The sequence below is a fragment of the Reichenbachiella sp. genome, from assembly GCF_039969095.1.
In the GTDB taxonomy this organism is placed as follows: domain Bacteria; phylum Bacteroidota; class Bacteroidia; order Cytophagales; family Cyclobacteriaceae; genus Reichenbachiella.
This window is the reverse complement of the sequence record NZ_JBDVOL010000011.1, coordinates 422,903-438,503: the sequence shown is the minus strand read 5'-3', so window position 1 is coordinate 438,503 and position 15,601 is coordinate 422,903. Positions and strand designations below refer to the sequence as shown.

The 15,601-nt window shown below is 37.3% G+C and carries 15 protein-coding genes; 12 read left to right on the top strand and 3 right to left on the bottom strand.

The window, feature by feature from the left end; translation table 11 throughout:
• Positions 1-98 precede the first annotated feature (98 nt).
• The 4 genes from mce (at position 99) to ABJH98_RS10510 (ending at position 3,562) form a co-directional block, all read left to right on the top strand.
• Positions 99-500: a methylmalonyl-CoA epimerase gene (mce, locus tag ABJH98_RS10525; RefSeq protein ID WP_348307631.1), complete on the top strand. Its 402-nt coding sequence runs from the start codon at positions 99-101 to the stop codon at positions 498-500.
• Positions 500-1,531: a thiamine-phosphate kinase gene (gene thiL, locus ABJH98_RS10520; RefSeq protein ID WP_348307630.1), complete on the top strand. Its 1,032-nt coding sequence runs from the start codon at positions 500-502 to the stop codon at positions 1,529-1,531. Before mce ends, thiL begins: the two co-directional genes overlap by 1 nt.
• Positions 1,532-1,611: 80 nt before the next feature.
• Complete coding sequence (locus ABJH98_RS10515; protein WP_348307629.1) at positions 1,612-2,040, top strand: hypothetical protein; 429 nt, start codon at positions 1,612-1,614, stop codon at positions 2,038-2,040.
• Between the two features lie 82 nt (positions 2,041-2,122).
• Entirely contained in the window at positions 2,123-3,562 is a 1,440-nt protein-coding gene (locus ABJH98_RS10510; RefSeq protein WP_348307628.1) for a trypsin-like peptidase domain-containing protein, read from the top strand.
• 24 nt (positions 3,563-3,586) lie between these two features.
• Here the strand turns inward: ABJH98_RS10510 and dnaA are convergent, their stop codons facing one another.
• Positions 3,587-5,002 (bottom strand): chromosomal replication initiator protein DnaA, encoded by a 1,416-nt coding sequence (gene dnaA / locus ABJH98_RS10505; protein ID WP_348307627.1) that lies wholly within the window; start codon positions 5,000-5,002, stop codon positions 3,587-3,589.
• A gap of 296 nt (positions 5,003-5,298) precedes the next feature.
• On the opposite strand from dnaA, the gene ABJH98_RS10500 reads away from it, so the two are divergent.
• Positions 5,299-7,002, top strand: a complete 1,704-nt coding sequence (locus ABJH98_RS10500) for a methylmalonyl-CoA mutase family protein (RefSeq protein WP_348307626.1) — start codon at positions 5,299-5,301, stop codon at positions 7,000-7,002.
• Positions 7,002-9,140 carry a methylmalonyl-CoA mutase gene (scpA, locus tag ABJH98_RS10495; protein ID WP_348307949.1) on the top strand — a complete coding sequence of 713 codons (2,139 nt, stop codon included), beginning with the start codon at positions 7,002-7,004 and terminating at the stop codon, positions 9,138-9,140. The genes ABJH98_RS10500 and scpA overlap by 1 nt, the downstream gene beginning before the upstream one ends.
• Here scpA and ABJH98_RS10490 read toward each other — a convergent pair whose 3' ends face one another.
• Positions 9,141-10,124, bottom strand: a complete 984-nt coding sequence (locus ABJH98_RS10490; RefSeq protein ID WP_348307625.1) for a pyruvate dehydrogenase complex E1 component subunit beta — start codon at positions 10,122-10,124, stop codon at positions 9,141-9,143.
• Positions 10,125-10,325: 201 nt separating this feature from the next.
• Positions 10,326-12,104 carry an OmpA family protein gene (locus ABJH98_RS10485; protein WP_348307624.1) on the bottom strand — a complete coding sequence of 593 codons (1,779 nt, stop codon included), beginning with the start codon at positions 12,102-12,104 and terminating at the stop codon, positions 10,326-10,328.
• 141 nt (positions 12,105-12,245) lie between these two features.
• Here ABJH98_RS10485 and ABJH98_RS10480 point away from each other — a divergent pair, with 141 nt between their 5' ends.
• The 6 genes from ABJH98_RS10480 to ABJH98_RS10455 all read left to right on the top strand — a co-directional run bounded on the left by ABJH98_RS10480 (position 12,246) and on the right by ABJH98_RS10455 (position 15,572).
• Positions 12,246-12,461, top strand: coding sequence for a PspC domain-containing protein (locus ABJH98_RS10480; protein WP_348307623.1), 216 nt, complete (start codon positions 12,246-12,248; stop codon positions 12,459-12,461).
• Between the two features lie 109 nt (positions 12,462-12,570).
• Complete coding sequence (locus ABJH98_RS10475) at positions 12,571-13,518, top strand: acetyl-CoA carboxylase carboxyltransferase subunit alpha (protein WP_348307622.1); 948 nt, start codon at positions 12,571-12,573, stop codon at positions 13,516-13,518.
• Between the two features lie 9 nt (positions 13,519-13,527).
• Positions 13,528-14,082, top strand: a complete 555-nt coding sequence (locus ABJH98_RS10470; RefSeq protein ID WP_348307621.1) for a 1-acyl-sn-glycerol-3-phosphate acyltransferase — start codon at positions 13,528-13,530, stop codon at positions 14,080-14,082.
• 26 nt (positions 14,083-14,108) lie between these two features.
• Positions 14,109-14,324: a hypothetical protein gene (locus ABJH98_RS10465; protein WP_348307620.1), complete on the top strand. Its 216-nt coding sequence runs from the start codon at positions 14,109-14,111 to the stop codon at positions 14,322-14,324.
• 1 nt (position 14,325) lies between these two features.
• Positions 14,326-14,547 (top strand): membrane protein insertion efficiency factor YidD, encoded by a 222-nt coding sequence (gene yidD / locus ABJH98_RS10460; RefSeq protein ID WP_348307619.1) that lies wholly within the window; start codon positions 14,326-14,328, stop codon positions 14,545-14,547.
• Positions 14,548-14,630: 83 nt separating this feature from the next.
• Positions 14,631-15,572 (top strand): fatty acid desaturase, encoded by a 942-nt coding sequence (locus ABJH98_RS10455; RefSeq protein WP_348307618.1) that lies wholly within the window; start codon positions 14,631-14,633, stop codon positions 15,570-15,572.
• The last annotated feature ends 29 nt before the right edge of the window (positions 15,573-15,601 follow it).

Sequence of the window (15,601 nt, the reverse complement as noted above, 5' to 3'; positions counted from 1 at the left end):
TTTTAATAGTAGAAAACCCTTCGTCTTCCAGAAAAGTTTCACTTTTTTTGCAAATCTAACGATTTATTTAGAATCGTTTTGAATAATTAAGCCCCAAAATGAAACTAGAACATATTGGTATTGCCGTAAAGAACCTCAAGGATTCTAATCAACTTTTCGAACAATTATTCGGTCAATCTAGCTACAAAGTAGAGACTGTTGATTCAGAAAGTGTATCTACTTCCTTTTTTCAAGTGGGAGAGTCTAAGGTAGAATTACTTGAAGCCTCAGGAGAAGACAGCGCGATCGCTAAGTTTATTGAAAAGAAGGGCGAAGGTATTCATCATTTGGCTTTTGAAGTAGAAGATATTCATGCCGAGATGAAAAGATTGGAAGGAGAAGGTTTTCAGTTGATTAATGAGGAGCCAAAAAAAGGAGCCGACAATAAATTGGTCTGTTTCCTACACCCCAAGTCGAGTAATGGTGTTTTAGTAGAATTGTGTCAAGAAATCAAAGCGTAATGTCAGATCAGAAAAGAACAGAAATAGGAGAAATAGGAGAGTTTGGCTTGATTGATCAAATCAGTTCGAAATTCACCAACAAAAACGATTCTACACTAAAAGGCATTGGTGACGATGCAGCTGTTTTTGGCTCAGGTGATTTGTTGCAGCTACTCTCTACCGATATGCTTTTGGAAGGCGTGCATTTCGATTTGTCGTACATGCCTTTGCAGCATTTGGGCTATAAAGCTGTAGCAGTGAATGTTTCTGATATTGCAGCTATGAATGGTCTACCAAAACAAATTACGGTGAGTTTAGGATTGAGTAATCGTTTTTCAGTCGAGGCCATTGAGGAGCTTTATAAAGGAATTCAGTTTGCTTGTGATGATTATTCTGTGGACTTAGTGGGAGGGGATACGACTTCATCTCCATCTGGATTAGTTATTTCTGTTTCGGTCATAGGCGAAGTACAAAAAGACAAAGTAGTCTATAGAAAGAATGCAGAAGAAAATGATATCATCTGTGTAACTGGAGATTTGGGAGGAGCATTTTTAGGCTTACAAGTTTTGGAAAGAGAAAAAGTGGTATTCAAAGAGAATCCAGAAATGCAGCCTGACCTGGAGAAATATGACTACATCGTCAAACGTCAATTAAAACCTTCTGCCAGAATGGATGTCATACATGAATTGGGTGATTTAGGGCTTGTTCCTACTTCTATGATAGATATATCTGATGGACTGGCTTCTGAGTTATTTCATATTGCCAAATGTTCGGAAGTGGGAGTGACTATTTATGAAGACAAATTGCCGATTGCGAAAATGGCTTTTGACACCGCAGTAGAGTTCAATATGGATCCAATGACCTGTGCTTTAAACGGAGGAGAAGATTACGAATTACTTTTCACCATAGGTCAAAATGATTTTGAGAAAATCAAAAACCACGCAGATATTTGTACCATAGGCTATATTGACAAAAAGGAAAATGGGCTGAAAATGGTCACAAAGAACAACAATACAGTGGCTATTCAAGCGCAGGGCTGGAAACATTTTTAGCAAAAAAATGTCGATTGATTATTGTTAATATTTTTTAAAATGATCTTAAATTTGTTAAAGCAGAATAATCATTGTAGAAAATGCATACTTCAATCGAAATACCTAAAAATTCTAAGGTTTATCTGAATAAACCTTACGTACAGGTATTTTGGAGTCCTATCAACAAGATATTGACCAGTCGGTGGACTGGCTTTTGCACTTATGATGAAATAAAAGCTGTAGCGCAAAGAATCATTGATGCCGTTACTTTTGAGGGGGCAAAAAAAGTGCTTTATGATGCTCGCGAAATAGAAGTGTTGGACGAGAATTCTCAAAGATTTATTGCAGGTGAGTTTACCAAAGAAATGATTAAAGTGGGCATAGAGTATTCTGCAACCGTTTCTCCTGTAGATATTTTTGCAAAATTTTCTCTTGACGACATACAAAGCTCCATCAAAATACCAGAAGCTACTCACAATAGGTTTTTTCAGAATATGGATGAAGCTATCAACTGGTTATCCAATAAGTAAGCTTAACAATCTTTAACGCGACCAATTTCAACTTCTAGTTCATTACTTCGTATTTTTCATTTAGAAAAACGAAATAATAGCTATGACGAAATATCTAAAAACAGGATTAATAGCCTTCTTATCTGCTGGAATGGGTGTTTGGTTTACTATACAGTATACTGAGTACAATGGTCTCAAAGAAAAGCAAGAACGGAATCATCAGAATGAAACGGAACGAGCGGATTTTATTTCAAATAGTCATATTTCGAATTCAAATATTCTCCCAGTGGAGGATTTTGTAGATGCGTCAGAACAGTCTACAAACAGCGTAGTTTTTATTAAAAACTTGAGTATAATCAATTATCGAACTGGGCATTGGATGGATTGGTTTTTTGAGCCGCGCTCTTCCCAACGAATCAGTACGGGTTCGGGTGTAGTCTTGTCCAAAGATGGATATATAGTCACCAATCATCACGTGATTGAAGATGCAGATGAGATCGAAGTAGTACATAAAAAACGCAGTTATAAAGCCAATATCATAGGGATAGACCCCTCGACTGATTTGGCAGTGATAAAGATTGATGTTGAAGACTTCCCTGCTATTGCATTGGGCAATTCTGGAGAGGTAAAGGTAGGAGAGTGGGTATTGGCAGTTGGGAATCCCTTCAATCTTACTTCAACTGTTACAGCAGGGATTGTATCTGCCAAAGGCAGAAATATTCATATCCTCAAGGATAAGTTTCCTATTGAGTCATTTATTCAGACTGATGCGGCGATCAATCCAGGAAACAGTGGAGGTGCTTTGGTTAACCGAAATGGAGAGTTGATTGGTATTAACACGGCCATCTTGTCTATGACCGGATCTTATGCAGGATATGGGTTTGCTGTTCCTGTTGATATCGTAAAAAAAGTATTTAATGATATCGTTCAGTATGGTGAAGTTCAAAAAGCTTTCTTCGGGGCTGAATTTGCAGATATAGATAATGAAGTTGCTGAAGAGCTGAATATTAATAGCTTGAATGGCGTGATTATCACTCACGTGCAAAAAGGATGGGCAGCTGATAAAGCCGATATAGAGAAAGGTGATATTGTAACTGCTGTGAATGGCGAGCCTCTTTATGACAAGGCACAATTGGAAGAAATGATTGGTTATAAGTATCCGGGAGACTTAATTCAGTTGACTTTAAAACGGGGAAATAAAAATGTCTCAAAAACTCTGGAATTCACCAATAGGGAAGGCACTACTGAAGTACTCAAAAGAAATATCTATCAATCTCAATCCTTGCAAGCTTCTTTTGAAGCCATATCCAAGGCTGAGCAGAATCTTATCGGTATAAAATCTGGTATTCGTGTAATTGAAGTGGGAAATGGTTTTTTCAGGAAATTAGACATTCCAGAAGGATTCATCATCACTGAAATCAATCATAGTAACATTGAGTCTCCTCAAGAATTGGAAAATATCTTAAATAAAATAAGAGGAAAAGTGATCGTATCAGGAATTACTACTTCAGGTAGAAAAGTGTACTATCCATTTCTTTTCTAGAAGGGTGAACAAAAAAATGAAAGCCTATATGGCTTTCATTTTAAATTTCTTTTTCAATTCAGAAAATGAGGATCTGAACCTGGCATCTGTGTCTAACATATCGTTGACTGACTGGAGTGCGTGAATGACCGTGCTGTGATCTCGACCTCCAAAATGGCTTCCAATGCTTTTTAGAGAGTGATTGGTGTAATCTTTTGAGAAATACATAGCCAATTGTCTGGCAATCACGATTTCTTTCTTTCTTGTCTTTGCTTTTAGGTCATCAGACGATACGTTGAAATACTCAGAAACCGTTTTTTGGATGTAGTCTATCCCCACTTCTGATTCAATATTCTTAACGATTGACTTTAGTGTTTGCTTAGCTAATTCTAAATCAATGTCTGTTTTATTAAGTGAAGAATGAGCGACCAATGAAATCAGGACGCCTTCTAGCTCTCTAATATTAGTATCTACGCTATACGCTAAATACTCGAGTACTTTATCGTCAATGATTAGACCATCATCTTGAAGTTTCTTTTGGATAATTGCCAATCGGGTTTCAAAATCTGGATTCTGCAAATCTGCAGTCAGTCCCCATTTGAATCTAGATACCAACCTTTCTTGCAAACCTTGTAATTCGGTAGGAGGTCTATCACTAGACATTACAATCTGCTTGCCGTTTTGGTGCAAGTGATTGAAAATATGGAAGAAAATTTCCTGAGTTTTTACTTTGTCCTTGAAGAACTGAACGTCGTCAATTATTAAAGTGTCAACGTTCAAATAGTAGTTAGTAAAATCTTGAAGGTTGTTGTTTTTTAATGCCTCAATAAATTGATTGGCAAATTTTTCAGAGGCTACGTACAATACGAAATTTTCTGGAGTCTCTTCTTTGATTTTGTTTCCAATAGCCTGCACCAAATGAGTCTTTCCAAGTCCAACGCCGCCATAAATCATCAATGGATTGAAAGAGGTAACACCTGGCTTAGTTGCTACAGCATATCCAGCAGATCGTGCTAATCTATTACAATCTCCTTCAATGTAAGTCTCAAAGGTGTTTTCTGGGTTTAAGTTGGATTTTTGATAGCAACCATCAACTGCTTGAAGTGCAAAAGGGCTAGCGAAACGCTGATTTTGATCCCCCTTGATTTGTCCAAATTTAGAAATGCCGTTTTTTTGAGCCAAATTGACTGTGTATGGCTGATTGGAAGAATTTCCTTTATCTACAATTACAGAGTACTCTAATTTGCCTTCTCCGCCTATTTCTGCTTGAATTGCTGCTTTAAGCACTTGAACGTAATTGTCTTCAAGCCACTCATAAAAGAATTGAGAGGGAACCTGTATTGTGAGTACAGGATGTGTAAATTTTATGGGAATAATTGGCTCAAACCAAGTTTTAAAGCTCTGTTCGGGTATTTTTGACCCAATAAATTCCAAGCATTTATCCCATATTTTTACATGCATTCGTATATAATTGTTGGTGGTTAAAAAGTGATTATTTTCAACATCTTTCTCTAAAGCGGATATCAAATTTGAAGAAAAAATAATTAACAAAAAAATCAAAACGGTATTGACTTTTTGGAAAATTGTCCTATCACTATTAGTTGCTTCTTTTTTTTGAATATTCTTTGAAAAATACAATTTCCTAAAAATAACGAATATCGGTGATTGAAGTCTCTAGAGGCAGTTTTTAGATTATTGATACTTATTTTTTCCTTCTTCGTTATGAACATCTTAAATTGCATGACTACCCAAAAAATATGATGAAAGGATACAACTTTGACGAGTTTGCCAAGTCCTCCAAATCGCAATGGTTGGATAAGCTTAAGAAGGATCTGGGCGATGAAAACGCACAGAAAATCTTGACTTGGAACTGCGAAAGAGATTTAATATTATCCTCCTATTACGATAAGGAAGATTTTAGTGGAAATGTCGCAGCACCGCATGCTAATACTGACTGGAAATTCTTGCAAATCTTAGGTACAACAAGTACGAATGAAAAAGTGTTGGATGGCTTGATGAACGGAGCCGACGGTTCGATCTTGTCTGATGATCATGTGACAGATATAAATCAGTTGCTGGCAACAGTAAAGCCTCAATATAGCACCTTGGCTTTGTGTACTTCCAGCTTTAATAGCTATGAGAAATTAGCCCATTGGTGGAAGAGTAATAATCCTACTGATAAAGATGGAGAGGTGTTGGTGTTTCATCATATTGATGATATTTCGCAAATACTGAACTCAGACCTTCTTGATTTTTTAGATCAATCATTTGAGATAGGTCATAAAATTGGACACAGAACGATCAATATAAATAGTGGATTGGTTCAATGCAATGGCGGATCAGCTGCTGTTGAATTAGCCTATATGCTGTCTCAAATGGTTTTTTATACGAATCATTTTTTAAATGCAGGCCATAAGTTAGAGGATATAACAAAAGGGATATTTGTCAGTACTTCAATAGGATCTAGCTATTTTCTGGAGTTAGCTAAAGTGAGAGCCATGCGATTGTTGCTTACTCAGTTATTTAAGCAATATGGTGTGGAAAATATTACCATTCCAATCCATGCTGAGACTTCAGCAATCACAAAAACTGCTTTAGATTCAAATACCAATTTTTTAAGATGTACTTCAGAAGCTATGTCTGCCGTGTTAGGAGGGGTAAATTATTTAAGTATAAACCCTCGTCACTCACTTTCTTCTACAGATCGGATTGCTAGAAACATTTCCAATTTGCTAAAGGAAGAATCTTATTTTGCAAAAATATCGGATCCGTCTGCTGGATCTTATTACTTGGAGAATTTAACGTCGGAATTGATGAAAGAAGCTTGGGGCATGTTTAAGCAATTAGAATCTGATGGAGGATTTGAAAATGCAGTTAATGGTAACTTCTTTAAGGACATCATTAAGAGAGATTTTGAATTTCAGAGAAATAGAATTAATTCTGGTCGAAAAAAAATGGTTGGTGTTAATGATTTTGGAAATCAAGATGAAACTGTCACCATGGATTCTTTGCATCAAGAGCATTTATCGCTGGCAAGTGATTTCGAAATGGTAAGAAAAGCAGTTGAGTCATATGTGGAAAAAGAAGGGGAGACTTCTAGACCAACTGTTTATTTGTTGGGTGTTGGATCTAATTCGAAGATGATCAATGCCAGGTTTACATTTGTCACTAATTTTTTTAATTGGGCTGGTTTTAAAATTGAGAAAATCAATCCAATCCAAGAGCTAAATCAGAAGCATATTTTAGTTTGCTGTGGTGGAGATGATGATTATACTGAATCTAACGTTGACCTCGCTCTAAATGGGCAAAAAACACAGACGCTGATACTTGGAGCTGGTAAAGAGCATGCTGAAGCTTCCAATCAAATAACCAATTGGGTAAATGCAAGATCAAATCGCTTAGAAGTAGTGAGAAATATATTGACCCAACTGGGTGTAACTCAAAATGCACCATTGTCATGATCAAACCAGACTTTTCAAAAATCAGTTTCGATCAATTAGATTGGAAAACTGATAATTATATAAAAGAAGAAAAATCTTTTACTACGCCAGAAGGGATTCCTGTTAAAGCTAATTACAATTCAGGTGATGTTAAAAATGCTGAGCATTTAGGTTTTTCTGCCGGATTGCCGCCATTCTTGCGAGGTCCTTACTCCGCTATGTACGCCTCCAGACCTTGGACGATAAGACAATATGCAGGGTTTTCCACTGCGGAAGAGTCGAATGCTTTTTATAGAAAAAATCTAGCAGCTGGTCAAAAAGGCTTGTCTATTGCGTTTGATTTGGCTACTCATCGAGGGTATGATTCAGATCATGAAAGAGTAACTGGCGACGTGGGTAAGGCTGGCGTAGCTGTAGATTCTATTTTGGATATGGAAATACTTTTTGACCAGATACCACTGGATCAAATGTCTGTATCTATGACCATGAATGGCGCTGTGCTTCCAATTATGGCATTTTATATTGTGGCAGCAGAAGAGCAAGGAGTAGATCAATCTCTTCTGAGTGGGACTATACAGAATGACATTCTAAAGGAATTCATGGTACGAAACACCTTTGTATACCCTCCTAAACCTTCCATGCGAATCATCTCCGATATTTTCAAATATACCTCGGAGCACATGCCCAAATTTAATTCTATTAGTATCAGCGGCTATCACATGCAGGAAGCAGGAGCGACAGCAGATTTAGAATTGGCTTTTACTTTGGCTGATGGATTGGAGTACTTAAGAACAGGTGTAAATGCTGGTATTGATGTTGATGTGCTGGCACCGAGGTTGTCGTTCTTTTGGGCTGTTGGGATGAATCATTTTATGGAAATAGCTAAAATGAGGGCTGCCAGAATCCTATGGGCTAAAATTGTGAAAACATTTAATCCCCAAAATCCGAAATCTATGGCTTTGAGAACTCATAGCCAAACTTCAGGGTGGAGCTTAACCGCTCAGGATCCATATAATAACGTCGCACGAACATGTATTGAGGCTATGGCGGCTGCTTTTGGGCATACGCAATCTTTACATACCAATGCCTTAGATGAGGCCATTGCTTTGCCAACTGATTTTTCTGCCCGAATTGCCAGAAACACACAGATTTATCTGCAGGAAGAGACTGATATTACCAAGGTGGTCGACCCTTGGGCGGGGTCATATTACGTGGAGTATTTGACTGATCAATTGGCACGAAAAGCATGGGATATCATTAATGAAATTGAAGAAATGGGTGGTATGGCTAAAGCCATAGAAACCGGGATGCCCAAACTCAAAATAGAAGAAGCTGCCGCAAGAAAGCAAGCCAGAATTGATACCAAGAAGGAAGTCATTGTTGGGGTTAATAAATACCTAACTGAAGAAGAAACTGACATTGAGCTACTTGAAGTGGATAACGATGCAGTTAGAAAATCGCAAATTGAGCGACTGAATAAACTAAAAGAGGAGCGAGATCAGAATTTAGTGGACAAAGCCTTGTTGGCACTCACAGAAAGCGCAAAAACTGGCAAAGGCAACTTACTCGATCTGTCGATAAAAGCTGCGAGAGTTCGTGCTACGTTGGGAGAAATATCTTCAGCCATGGAAGAAGCTTTTGGTAGACATGTACCTAAGACTTCGGCTGTTTCAGGTGTATTTGCAAAAGAAGTCAAAGACAATAAAGAAATTGATACAGTCATGGAGTTAGTCAAACAATTCGAAGAACTGGATGGAAGGCGACCTAGAATCATGGTGGCTAAAATGGGACAAGATGGACATGATCGAGGCGCAAAAGTGATTGCAACTAGTTTTGCAGACCTTGGTTTTGACGTGGATATTGGACCTCTTTTTCAGACTCCAGAGGAAGTGGCAAAGCAGGCCACTGAAAACGACGTACACATTGTAGGCGCATCGAGCTTAGCTGCAGGCCATAAGACACTGATTCCAGCTTTGATCAATGAATTGAAAAGATTGGGTAGGGAAGATATTATGGTAATCGCAGGAGGTGTAATACCTCCCAAAGATTACGATTTCTTATTTGATGTTGGGGTGTCTGGAGTATTTGGTCCTGGAACTAAAATCTCAGAAGCAGCTAAGGATATTCTAGAAAAGCTAATCAAAGAATTGCAGCAATAATTATTGCTGCACGTACATGATTTCTTTTACTGCCTTCACCGTTCTCTCAACATTTGGTAGAATTTCTTCAATCAAAGTTGGCGCATAAGGAAGCGGCACATCTTTGTTGGTGATTCTATGAATAGGAGCATCCAAATGATCAAACGCTCTTTTTTGCACGATATGACTGATTTCCGAAGAAATTGAGGCCAAAGGCCATGCTTCTTCTACGATTACCAATCTATTGGTTTTCTTCACAGACTCAATGATCGTGTTGTAATCAATCGGTCTTACCGTTTTCAGATCAATAACTTCAGCATTGATTCCTTCTTTGGCTAAAGCCTCAGCAGAAGAATGGGCTACTTTCATGAACTTACCAAAAGAAACAATAGTGACATCTGTTCCTTTTTTCACTACTTCTGCAACTCCGATTGGCGTTAAATATTCTCCTTCTGGTACTTGTCCTTTTTCACCATACATCAATTCTGATTCCATGAATATGACAGGATCGTTATCTCTAATAGAAGATTTTAAAAGTCCTTTTGCATCAGCTGGATTAGAAGGAATTACCACTTTCAATCCAGGACAGTTGGCATACCAGTTTTCAAAGTTTTGAGAATGCTGAGAGCTAAGCATACCTGCATTCCCAGTTGGGCCTCTAAATACAATTGGAACATTGAATTGACCACCAGACATAGACATCATCTTAGCAGCTCCATTGATCACTTGATCAATAGCCACAAGTGAAAAATTGAATGTCATAAACTCAATAATAGGTCTAAGTCCGTTCATTGCAGATCCAACGCCAATCCCAGCAAATCCAAGCTCAGCAATTGGGGTGTCTATAACTCTTTTTGCTCCAAATTCATCGAGCATGCCCTGACTTACCTTATACGCACCGTTGTACTCTGCTACTTCTTCTCCCATGAGATATACGGATTCATCTCTTCGCATTTCTTCACTCATGGCCTCTCTTAGGGCTTCTCTGAATTGTAATTCTTTCATCGGAATTTATTTTAACGTTTTATAGCTTGGGTGCGTCGTTTTGTATTTTCTCTTATTCTACAGATGTGAATTTCGAGATGGCTAAATTATCACAAAGGGCTCAATATCGCAATTAAACCGAAATAAATAGGAGAGGGGTAAAACAAAAAAGACTCACTTCATTTACTGAAGTGAGTCTTTCCATTCAAATGATTCGAAATCTTAATTCAATGCTTCTGCTACTTGAGTAGCATAGTTTGAAAATTCAAGGTCATTCAATGCTTTTTCTTTCAATTCAGGATCTTTTTCAATCGCAGTCTTTAAGCTTGTAAGCATGTCTGCATCATTTCTGAGTCTAGCAGAAGCGACAGCAGATGCATAGTAGGCTTTAGCGAATTCAGCATCTTGCTCAGCTGCATTACCAAAGCCTGTCACAGCGTTTTCGTAATCATTGTTTAGCAAAAGAGCCAATCCTCTATTGAATGCTACGCTAGTAGATTCATCTGCATTTTTCAAAGATTCAAAAGCAGCATCATATTCACCTCTTTTAATCTCTAATGAACCTTTAACAGCATTCATTCCAGAAATGTGACGTTTCGCTGGGCTTTTCTCAAATCCAGCTACTATAGCATCATAAGCTTGAGCCTTATCTCCTTGTAGAGCATATGCTGTTGCCATATTAGCTAAAACAGCTGAAGTATTGCTTTTATTTGCGGCAATTTCTAGCTGAGTAATCGCCATTTCAATTTTAGATGATCTTTCTGCACCTTCTGCTGCAATTGCCATATCTAAATACACAGCACCCAAATTGTTATGAGATTTCCAATTTCCATCTTTCTTAGTGGCAGCCTTAAAAATAGCTTCTTTTTCAGTTAATGATGGAGTTAAAGTTGCAGCAAACATTAACTCTTCGAATGAAAGTGTATCAGCGCTAGCTGTACCTTCTGCAATTTGTTTTGCTAGAACAGCAATTTCAGCATTCGTTTTCTTTTCTTTAACTGTTAAAACTTCAGTTTTAGCAGCTCTTAAACCTGGGTAGATATCTTTGAAGATAGCTTTGTAAGAATCTAAGTCTTGTAAAGCTTTTTCTTTGTCTTCGAAAACACCAGCACCATTTACAACCTTTAAGATCTCAGACTTCTGAGCATCAGAAACACCTTCGTAAGCACTTAGAGCATCTTTGAATGCGGTCCAATCTTCAACAACTGGCTTAAGGATAAAGTTGATCGAATCAGCCATGTCCTTATAGTCGTATCTTCTCATTTGACTTCTGTAGTACTTTTCAATTGATTTAGCTCTTGCTTCAGATAAACCAGAGTTAATTGTTTCAGTACCTTCAGGAGAGTGAGTACCTGTAATGGTTACAGTTTTAGTTACGTTCTTGTCAGCAATGAATGCTGCAAATTCTTTTCCTTTTTCACTTCTTGTTTCTGAGCTTTTCAGCACAGAGCTACCTTGATCGAAAAAGAAGTCCACGTTAGTTGGCTCTACTTCTTCTTGGTCGTTGTAGCCATGGAAAGCATATGCGCTATAAAATTCTTCTTCAACTAGAAGAGAGGTCGTAATAATACCTTTAGCTATTTCGACTCTAGCAGTTTCTTTGGTTTTTGCATTTTTATCAACTGCTACACCTTGTACCTCTAAAGTACCTTGGCTCATAGCAGGATCGTATGCGAAGCTATAAGTATCGCTTTTTCTTGAAGTAGTAGTTTTACTGTCAGGAAAGTCTACAGCATCAAATACCATTTTCCCTACTTCTACTTCGTTCTCACCTGACTTATAATAAGTGGTTAGATTATAAACATAATTTTGTGGAAGCATTTTCGCTGGTAGTACCACTGACATATCAGCCTTCACAGAATCGCCATGGAGTTCAAGTGGGTTAGGTACTACATCTACTTGCTGGGTGGCAGCAAGCTTCACCATGTTGTTCAGAGCACTACAGCCTGATAACATTGTTAAGCCTACACATATGGCTATTACAACATTCGATTTTCTCATTTGAATAATTGTTTTATTAAAATTGATATAACTTTTTTGTACTTATTCTCGGAATAATTGCAATAATACGGAAAAAATAAATATATCCTAAACTAATAGAAGACAAATAAATTCATCGTTTTGCGTTAATTTTACCGCGTTATGAAAGGAATACAGGAATTTTTCGAGAAATACGCTTTTGGGGTGTGTACTAGATTAGGTGAGAAGTTGAAAATTCCATCTTCTAGTATCAGACTATTCTTCATCTATACGTCATTTTTGACCTTTGGATCGCCTGTTTTGGTTTATTTAATGTTGGCGTTTGTAATGAATTTCAGAAAACACATGAGAAGAAGGCACTCACTTTGGTATCATTGATCCACGCTGAATTCAATGGATTTAAATTCTCTTGAGATAAAGTAAATTTTGCTAGCCTTTAAATTGGAATTTATTTTTAGGTTTGCATCTCAAATTTCATCATTAATCTATGCTATTAGAATTTGAAAAGCCTATTGCAGAGCTTGAAGAAAAGTTGGCTGACATGAAAATGCTCGCATCTAACAACGATGTAGATGTAAATGAAGCAGTCAAGACTTTAGAAAAAAAAATAAAAAAACTTAAAAAGGACACTTTTGATAATTTGACACGCTGGCAGCGGGTTCAGTTGTCTCGTCATCCTGAAAGACCTTATACCCTTGATTATATCTATGAGATCACTGATGAATTCATAGAAATTCACGGCGATAGAACCGTTAAGGATGATAAAGCTATGGTTGGAGGGTTTGCTTCCTTAGCTGGTCAAACAGTGATGATCATAGGTCAGCAAAAAGGAAGAAATACCAAGCAGCGCCAAATGCGAAATTTTGGTATGGCTAATCCTGAAGGCTATAGAAAAGCATTGCGTTTGATGAAAATGGCCGAAAAATTCAATAAACCAATAATTTGTTTGATTGACACACCCGGTGCATTTCCTGGGCTAGAAGCTGAAGAAAGAGGTCAAGGAGAGGCTATAGCAAGAAACCTAAAGGAAATGTTTATGCTAAAAGTGCCTGTAATTTGTGTTATCATTGGAGAGGGTGCTTCAGGTGGTGCTTTGGGTATTGGAATAGGTGATCGTGTCCTTATGATGGAAAATTCTTGGTATTCTGTGATTTCACCTGAAAATTGTTCAACTATTCTTTGGAGAAGTTGGGATTATAAGGAACAAGCTGCTGAAGCGCTTAAACCAACGGCTAAGGACATGATGGCTAACGGTATGGTTGACGGAGTTATTAAAGAACCAATTGGTGGTGCACATGTGGATACGTCAGAAGCAGCTAAAGAACTAAAGAAAGTATTGGTTGCCAATTTGAAAGATTTGGATAAAATTTCTCCAGAAGAAAGAATCAATCAACGTATTGATAAATTCTCAAAAATGGGTGTAGTAGCCTCGTAATTCTAGCTTATGACTAAGCTTCTCGCAGAGCTCATTTTCTTGAAAATTTTGGGTTGGGAAATCAAAGGCGATATTCCTAAAACAACAAAAAAATGTGTCATCGCCATTGCGCCGCATACGAGCAATTGGGATTTTTTTATTGGTGTTATAGTTAGACCTATTAAAAACCTTAGATCTTCATTTTTAGTCAAAAAGGAGTTGTATAAATTTCCGCCTCTTGGCTGGTTACTGACGTATATGGGAGGAATTCCTGTAGATCGAGGTAGAAATGCTGGGAATTTGATGGATCAAATAGTTAAGATTTTCAATGAGCGAGAAGTCATGCGATTGGCGATAACGCCAGAAGGTACGCGTTCAAAGGTATCTGAATGGAAAACTGGATTTTATCGAATAGCCATGGCCACTAAGGTGCCTATTATTTTATGCAGCTTTGATTTCAAACAGAGAGTCGTTGAATTTGGCGAAGAATTCCATCCTACTGGAAATATGGATGAAGAAGTTGCTTACATCAAAAGTAAATTTGTAGGCGTTCCAGGAAAACATCCAGAACTTGGGGTGGATTAATTCAGTATAATACCAAAATTGCTGGTATGACTTTAATTATTATTTTGCTGGTTGTTGCTGCGGGATTGCAAGTGGGTATTTTCCTTTATTCAAGAAATTTAAAAAAGCAACAGAAAAAAGATGACGTTTTGCTGAAATACGATATCAAGTCCAGAAGTGAATTGTTTGCTGTGTTAAATCGTACAGATATCCCTGAAGATGATTTGGTCAAACTTAATGACATTTATAGTCGACAGGAATGATATGAAATCTTTAATAAAGAAACTCTTTCTGATCCCTATTTGGATTTATCAATACAGTATTTCACCATTATTTCCATCATCTTGTCGATTTTCTCCGACTTGCTCTCAATACACCAAAGAGGCTATTGAAAAACATGGGGTGAGGAAAGGTATTTTGCTTGGTATAAAACGAATAGCCAAATGTCATCCATGGGGATCTAGTGGTTATGATCCCGTACCATGATCAATATCAGGAATATTAACTATTCAATATTTTTATGAAGTAAAAACAAGCTTATCTTTGCAATTCAAATAAACCGAAGCACATTGGAAAAGAAAAAAGGGTTTTATTGGTCGGATGAAAGAGAGCCGCATTTCAAGAGAAGGAAAGAAATAATCGAAAAACATCCAGAAGTGAAATCGCTTTATGGAATTGATAAAGGATTAAAATATAAAACATTAGCTCTTGTCATTTTTCAATTGGTAACCGCGCCTTTTATTGCTGAATTGGCTTGGTACTGGTATTTTCCATTGGCATACATATTTGGAGCATCGGTGAGTCATACGATCTTTTTAGCCATTCATGAATTGAGTCATGACTTAGCTTTTAAAAAGAAAGTGTATAACAATTGGTTAGCCTTAGTAGCTAATATTCCAATCGTAGTACCGTATGCTATTTCATTTAAGACCTATCACTTGAAGCATCATTGGGAGCAAGGGGATGAAAATAATGACACTGATCTACCTACCTCAGCGGAAGCTAAAATATTCAGAGGGTTTATAGGTAAAATTCTTTGGGCAACTAACCAAATTCTTTTCTACGCCTTTAGACCCATGTTTGTCCATCCTATAAAACTGGAAAAATGGCACATCTATAATATTCTATTTCAACTCACTGCGATTGGGGTTTATTGGTATTTTGTTGGATTTGGTGCCATTATTTATTTACTCATTTCAATTTTCCTCGCAGGAAGTTTACACCCATTAGCAGCTCATTTCATTGCGGAGCACTATGTGTTTAAAGAAGGACAAGAGACGTACAGCTACTATGGGTTTTTGAATAAATTTGCATTGAATGTTGGCTACCACAACGAGCATCATGATTTTCCAAATATTCCAGGAACTAGATTGCCAAAGTTGAAAGAAACAGCTCCAAGTTTTTATGACAATCTGTTTGTGCATAAATCATGGGTAAACGTGATTGTACAATTTATCACCAATCCTAAAATTGGATTGAGTAGCAGAATCAAAAGAAACAATAGTATTTAGTAAGCTGGAGAATGGAATCTCTCCTCTAA

Bases quoted from the DNA above. Each gene is read 5' to 3' on its own strand.
- thiL (WP_348307630.1), top strand. From the start codon at position 500: ATGTCAGATCAGAAAAGAACAGAAATAGGAGAAATAGGAGAGTTTGGC.
- ABJH98_RS10470 (WP_348307621.1), top strand. From the start codon at position 13,528: ATGACTAAGCTTCTCGCAGAGCTCATTTTCTTGAAAATTTTGGGTTGG.
- mce (WP_348307631.1), top strand. From the start codon at position 99: ATGAAACTAGAACATATTGGTATTGCCGTAAAGAACCTCAAGGATTCT.
- ABJH98_RS10485 (WP_348307624.1), bottom strand. From the start codon at position 12,104: ATGAGAAAATCGAATGTTGTAATAGCCATATGTGTAGGCTTAACAATG.
- ABJH98_RS10515 (WP_348307629.1), top strand. From the start codon at position 1,612: ATGCATACTTCAATCGAAATACCTAAAAATTCTAAGGTTTATCTGAAT.
- ABJH98_RS10500 (WP_348307626.1), top strand. From the start codon at position 5,299: ATGATGAAAGGATACAACTTTGACGAGTTTGCCAAGTCCTCCAAATCG.
- ABJH98_RS10510 (WP_348307628.1), top strand. From the start codon at position 2,123: ATGACGAAATATCTAAAAACAGGATTAATAGCCTTCTTATCTGCTGGA.
- ABJH98_RS10475 (WP_348307622.1), top strand. From the start codon at position 12,571: ATGCTATTAGAATTTGAAAAGCCTATTGCAGAGCTTGAAGAAAAGTTG.
- ABJH98_RS10490 (WP_348307625.1), bottom strand. From the start codon at position 10,124: ATGAAAGAATTACAATTCAGAGAAGCCCTAAGAGAGGCCATGAGTGAA.
- yidD (WP_348307619.1), top strand. From the start codon at position 14,326: ATGAAATCTTTAATAAAGAAACTCTTTCTGATCCCTATTTGGATTTAT.
- dnaA (WP_348307627.1), bottom strand. From the start codon at position 5,002: ATGCATGTAAAAATATGGGATAAATGCTTGGAATTTATTGGGTCAAAA.
- ABJH98_RS10465 (WP_348307620.1), top strand. From the start codon at position 14,109: ATGACTTTAATTATTATTTTGCTGGTTGTTGCTGCGGGATTGCAAGTG.
- ABJH98_RS10480 (WP_348307623.1), top strand. From the start codon at position 12,246: ATGAAAGGAATACAGGAATTTTTCGAGAAATACGCTTTTGGGGTGTGT.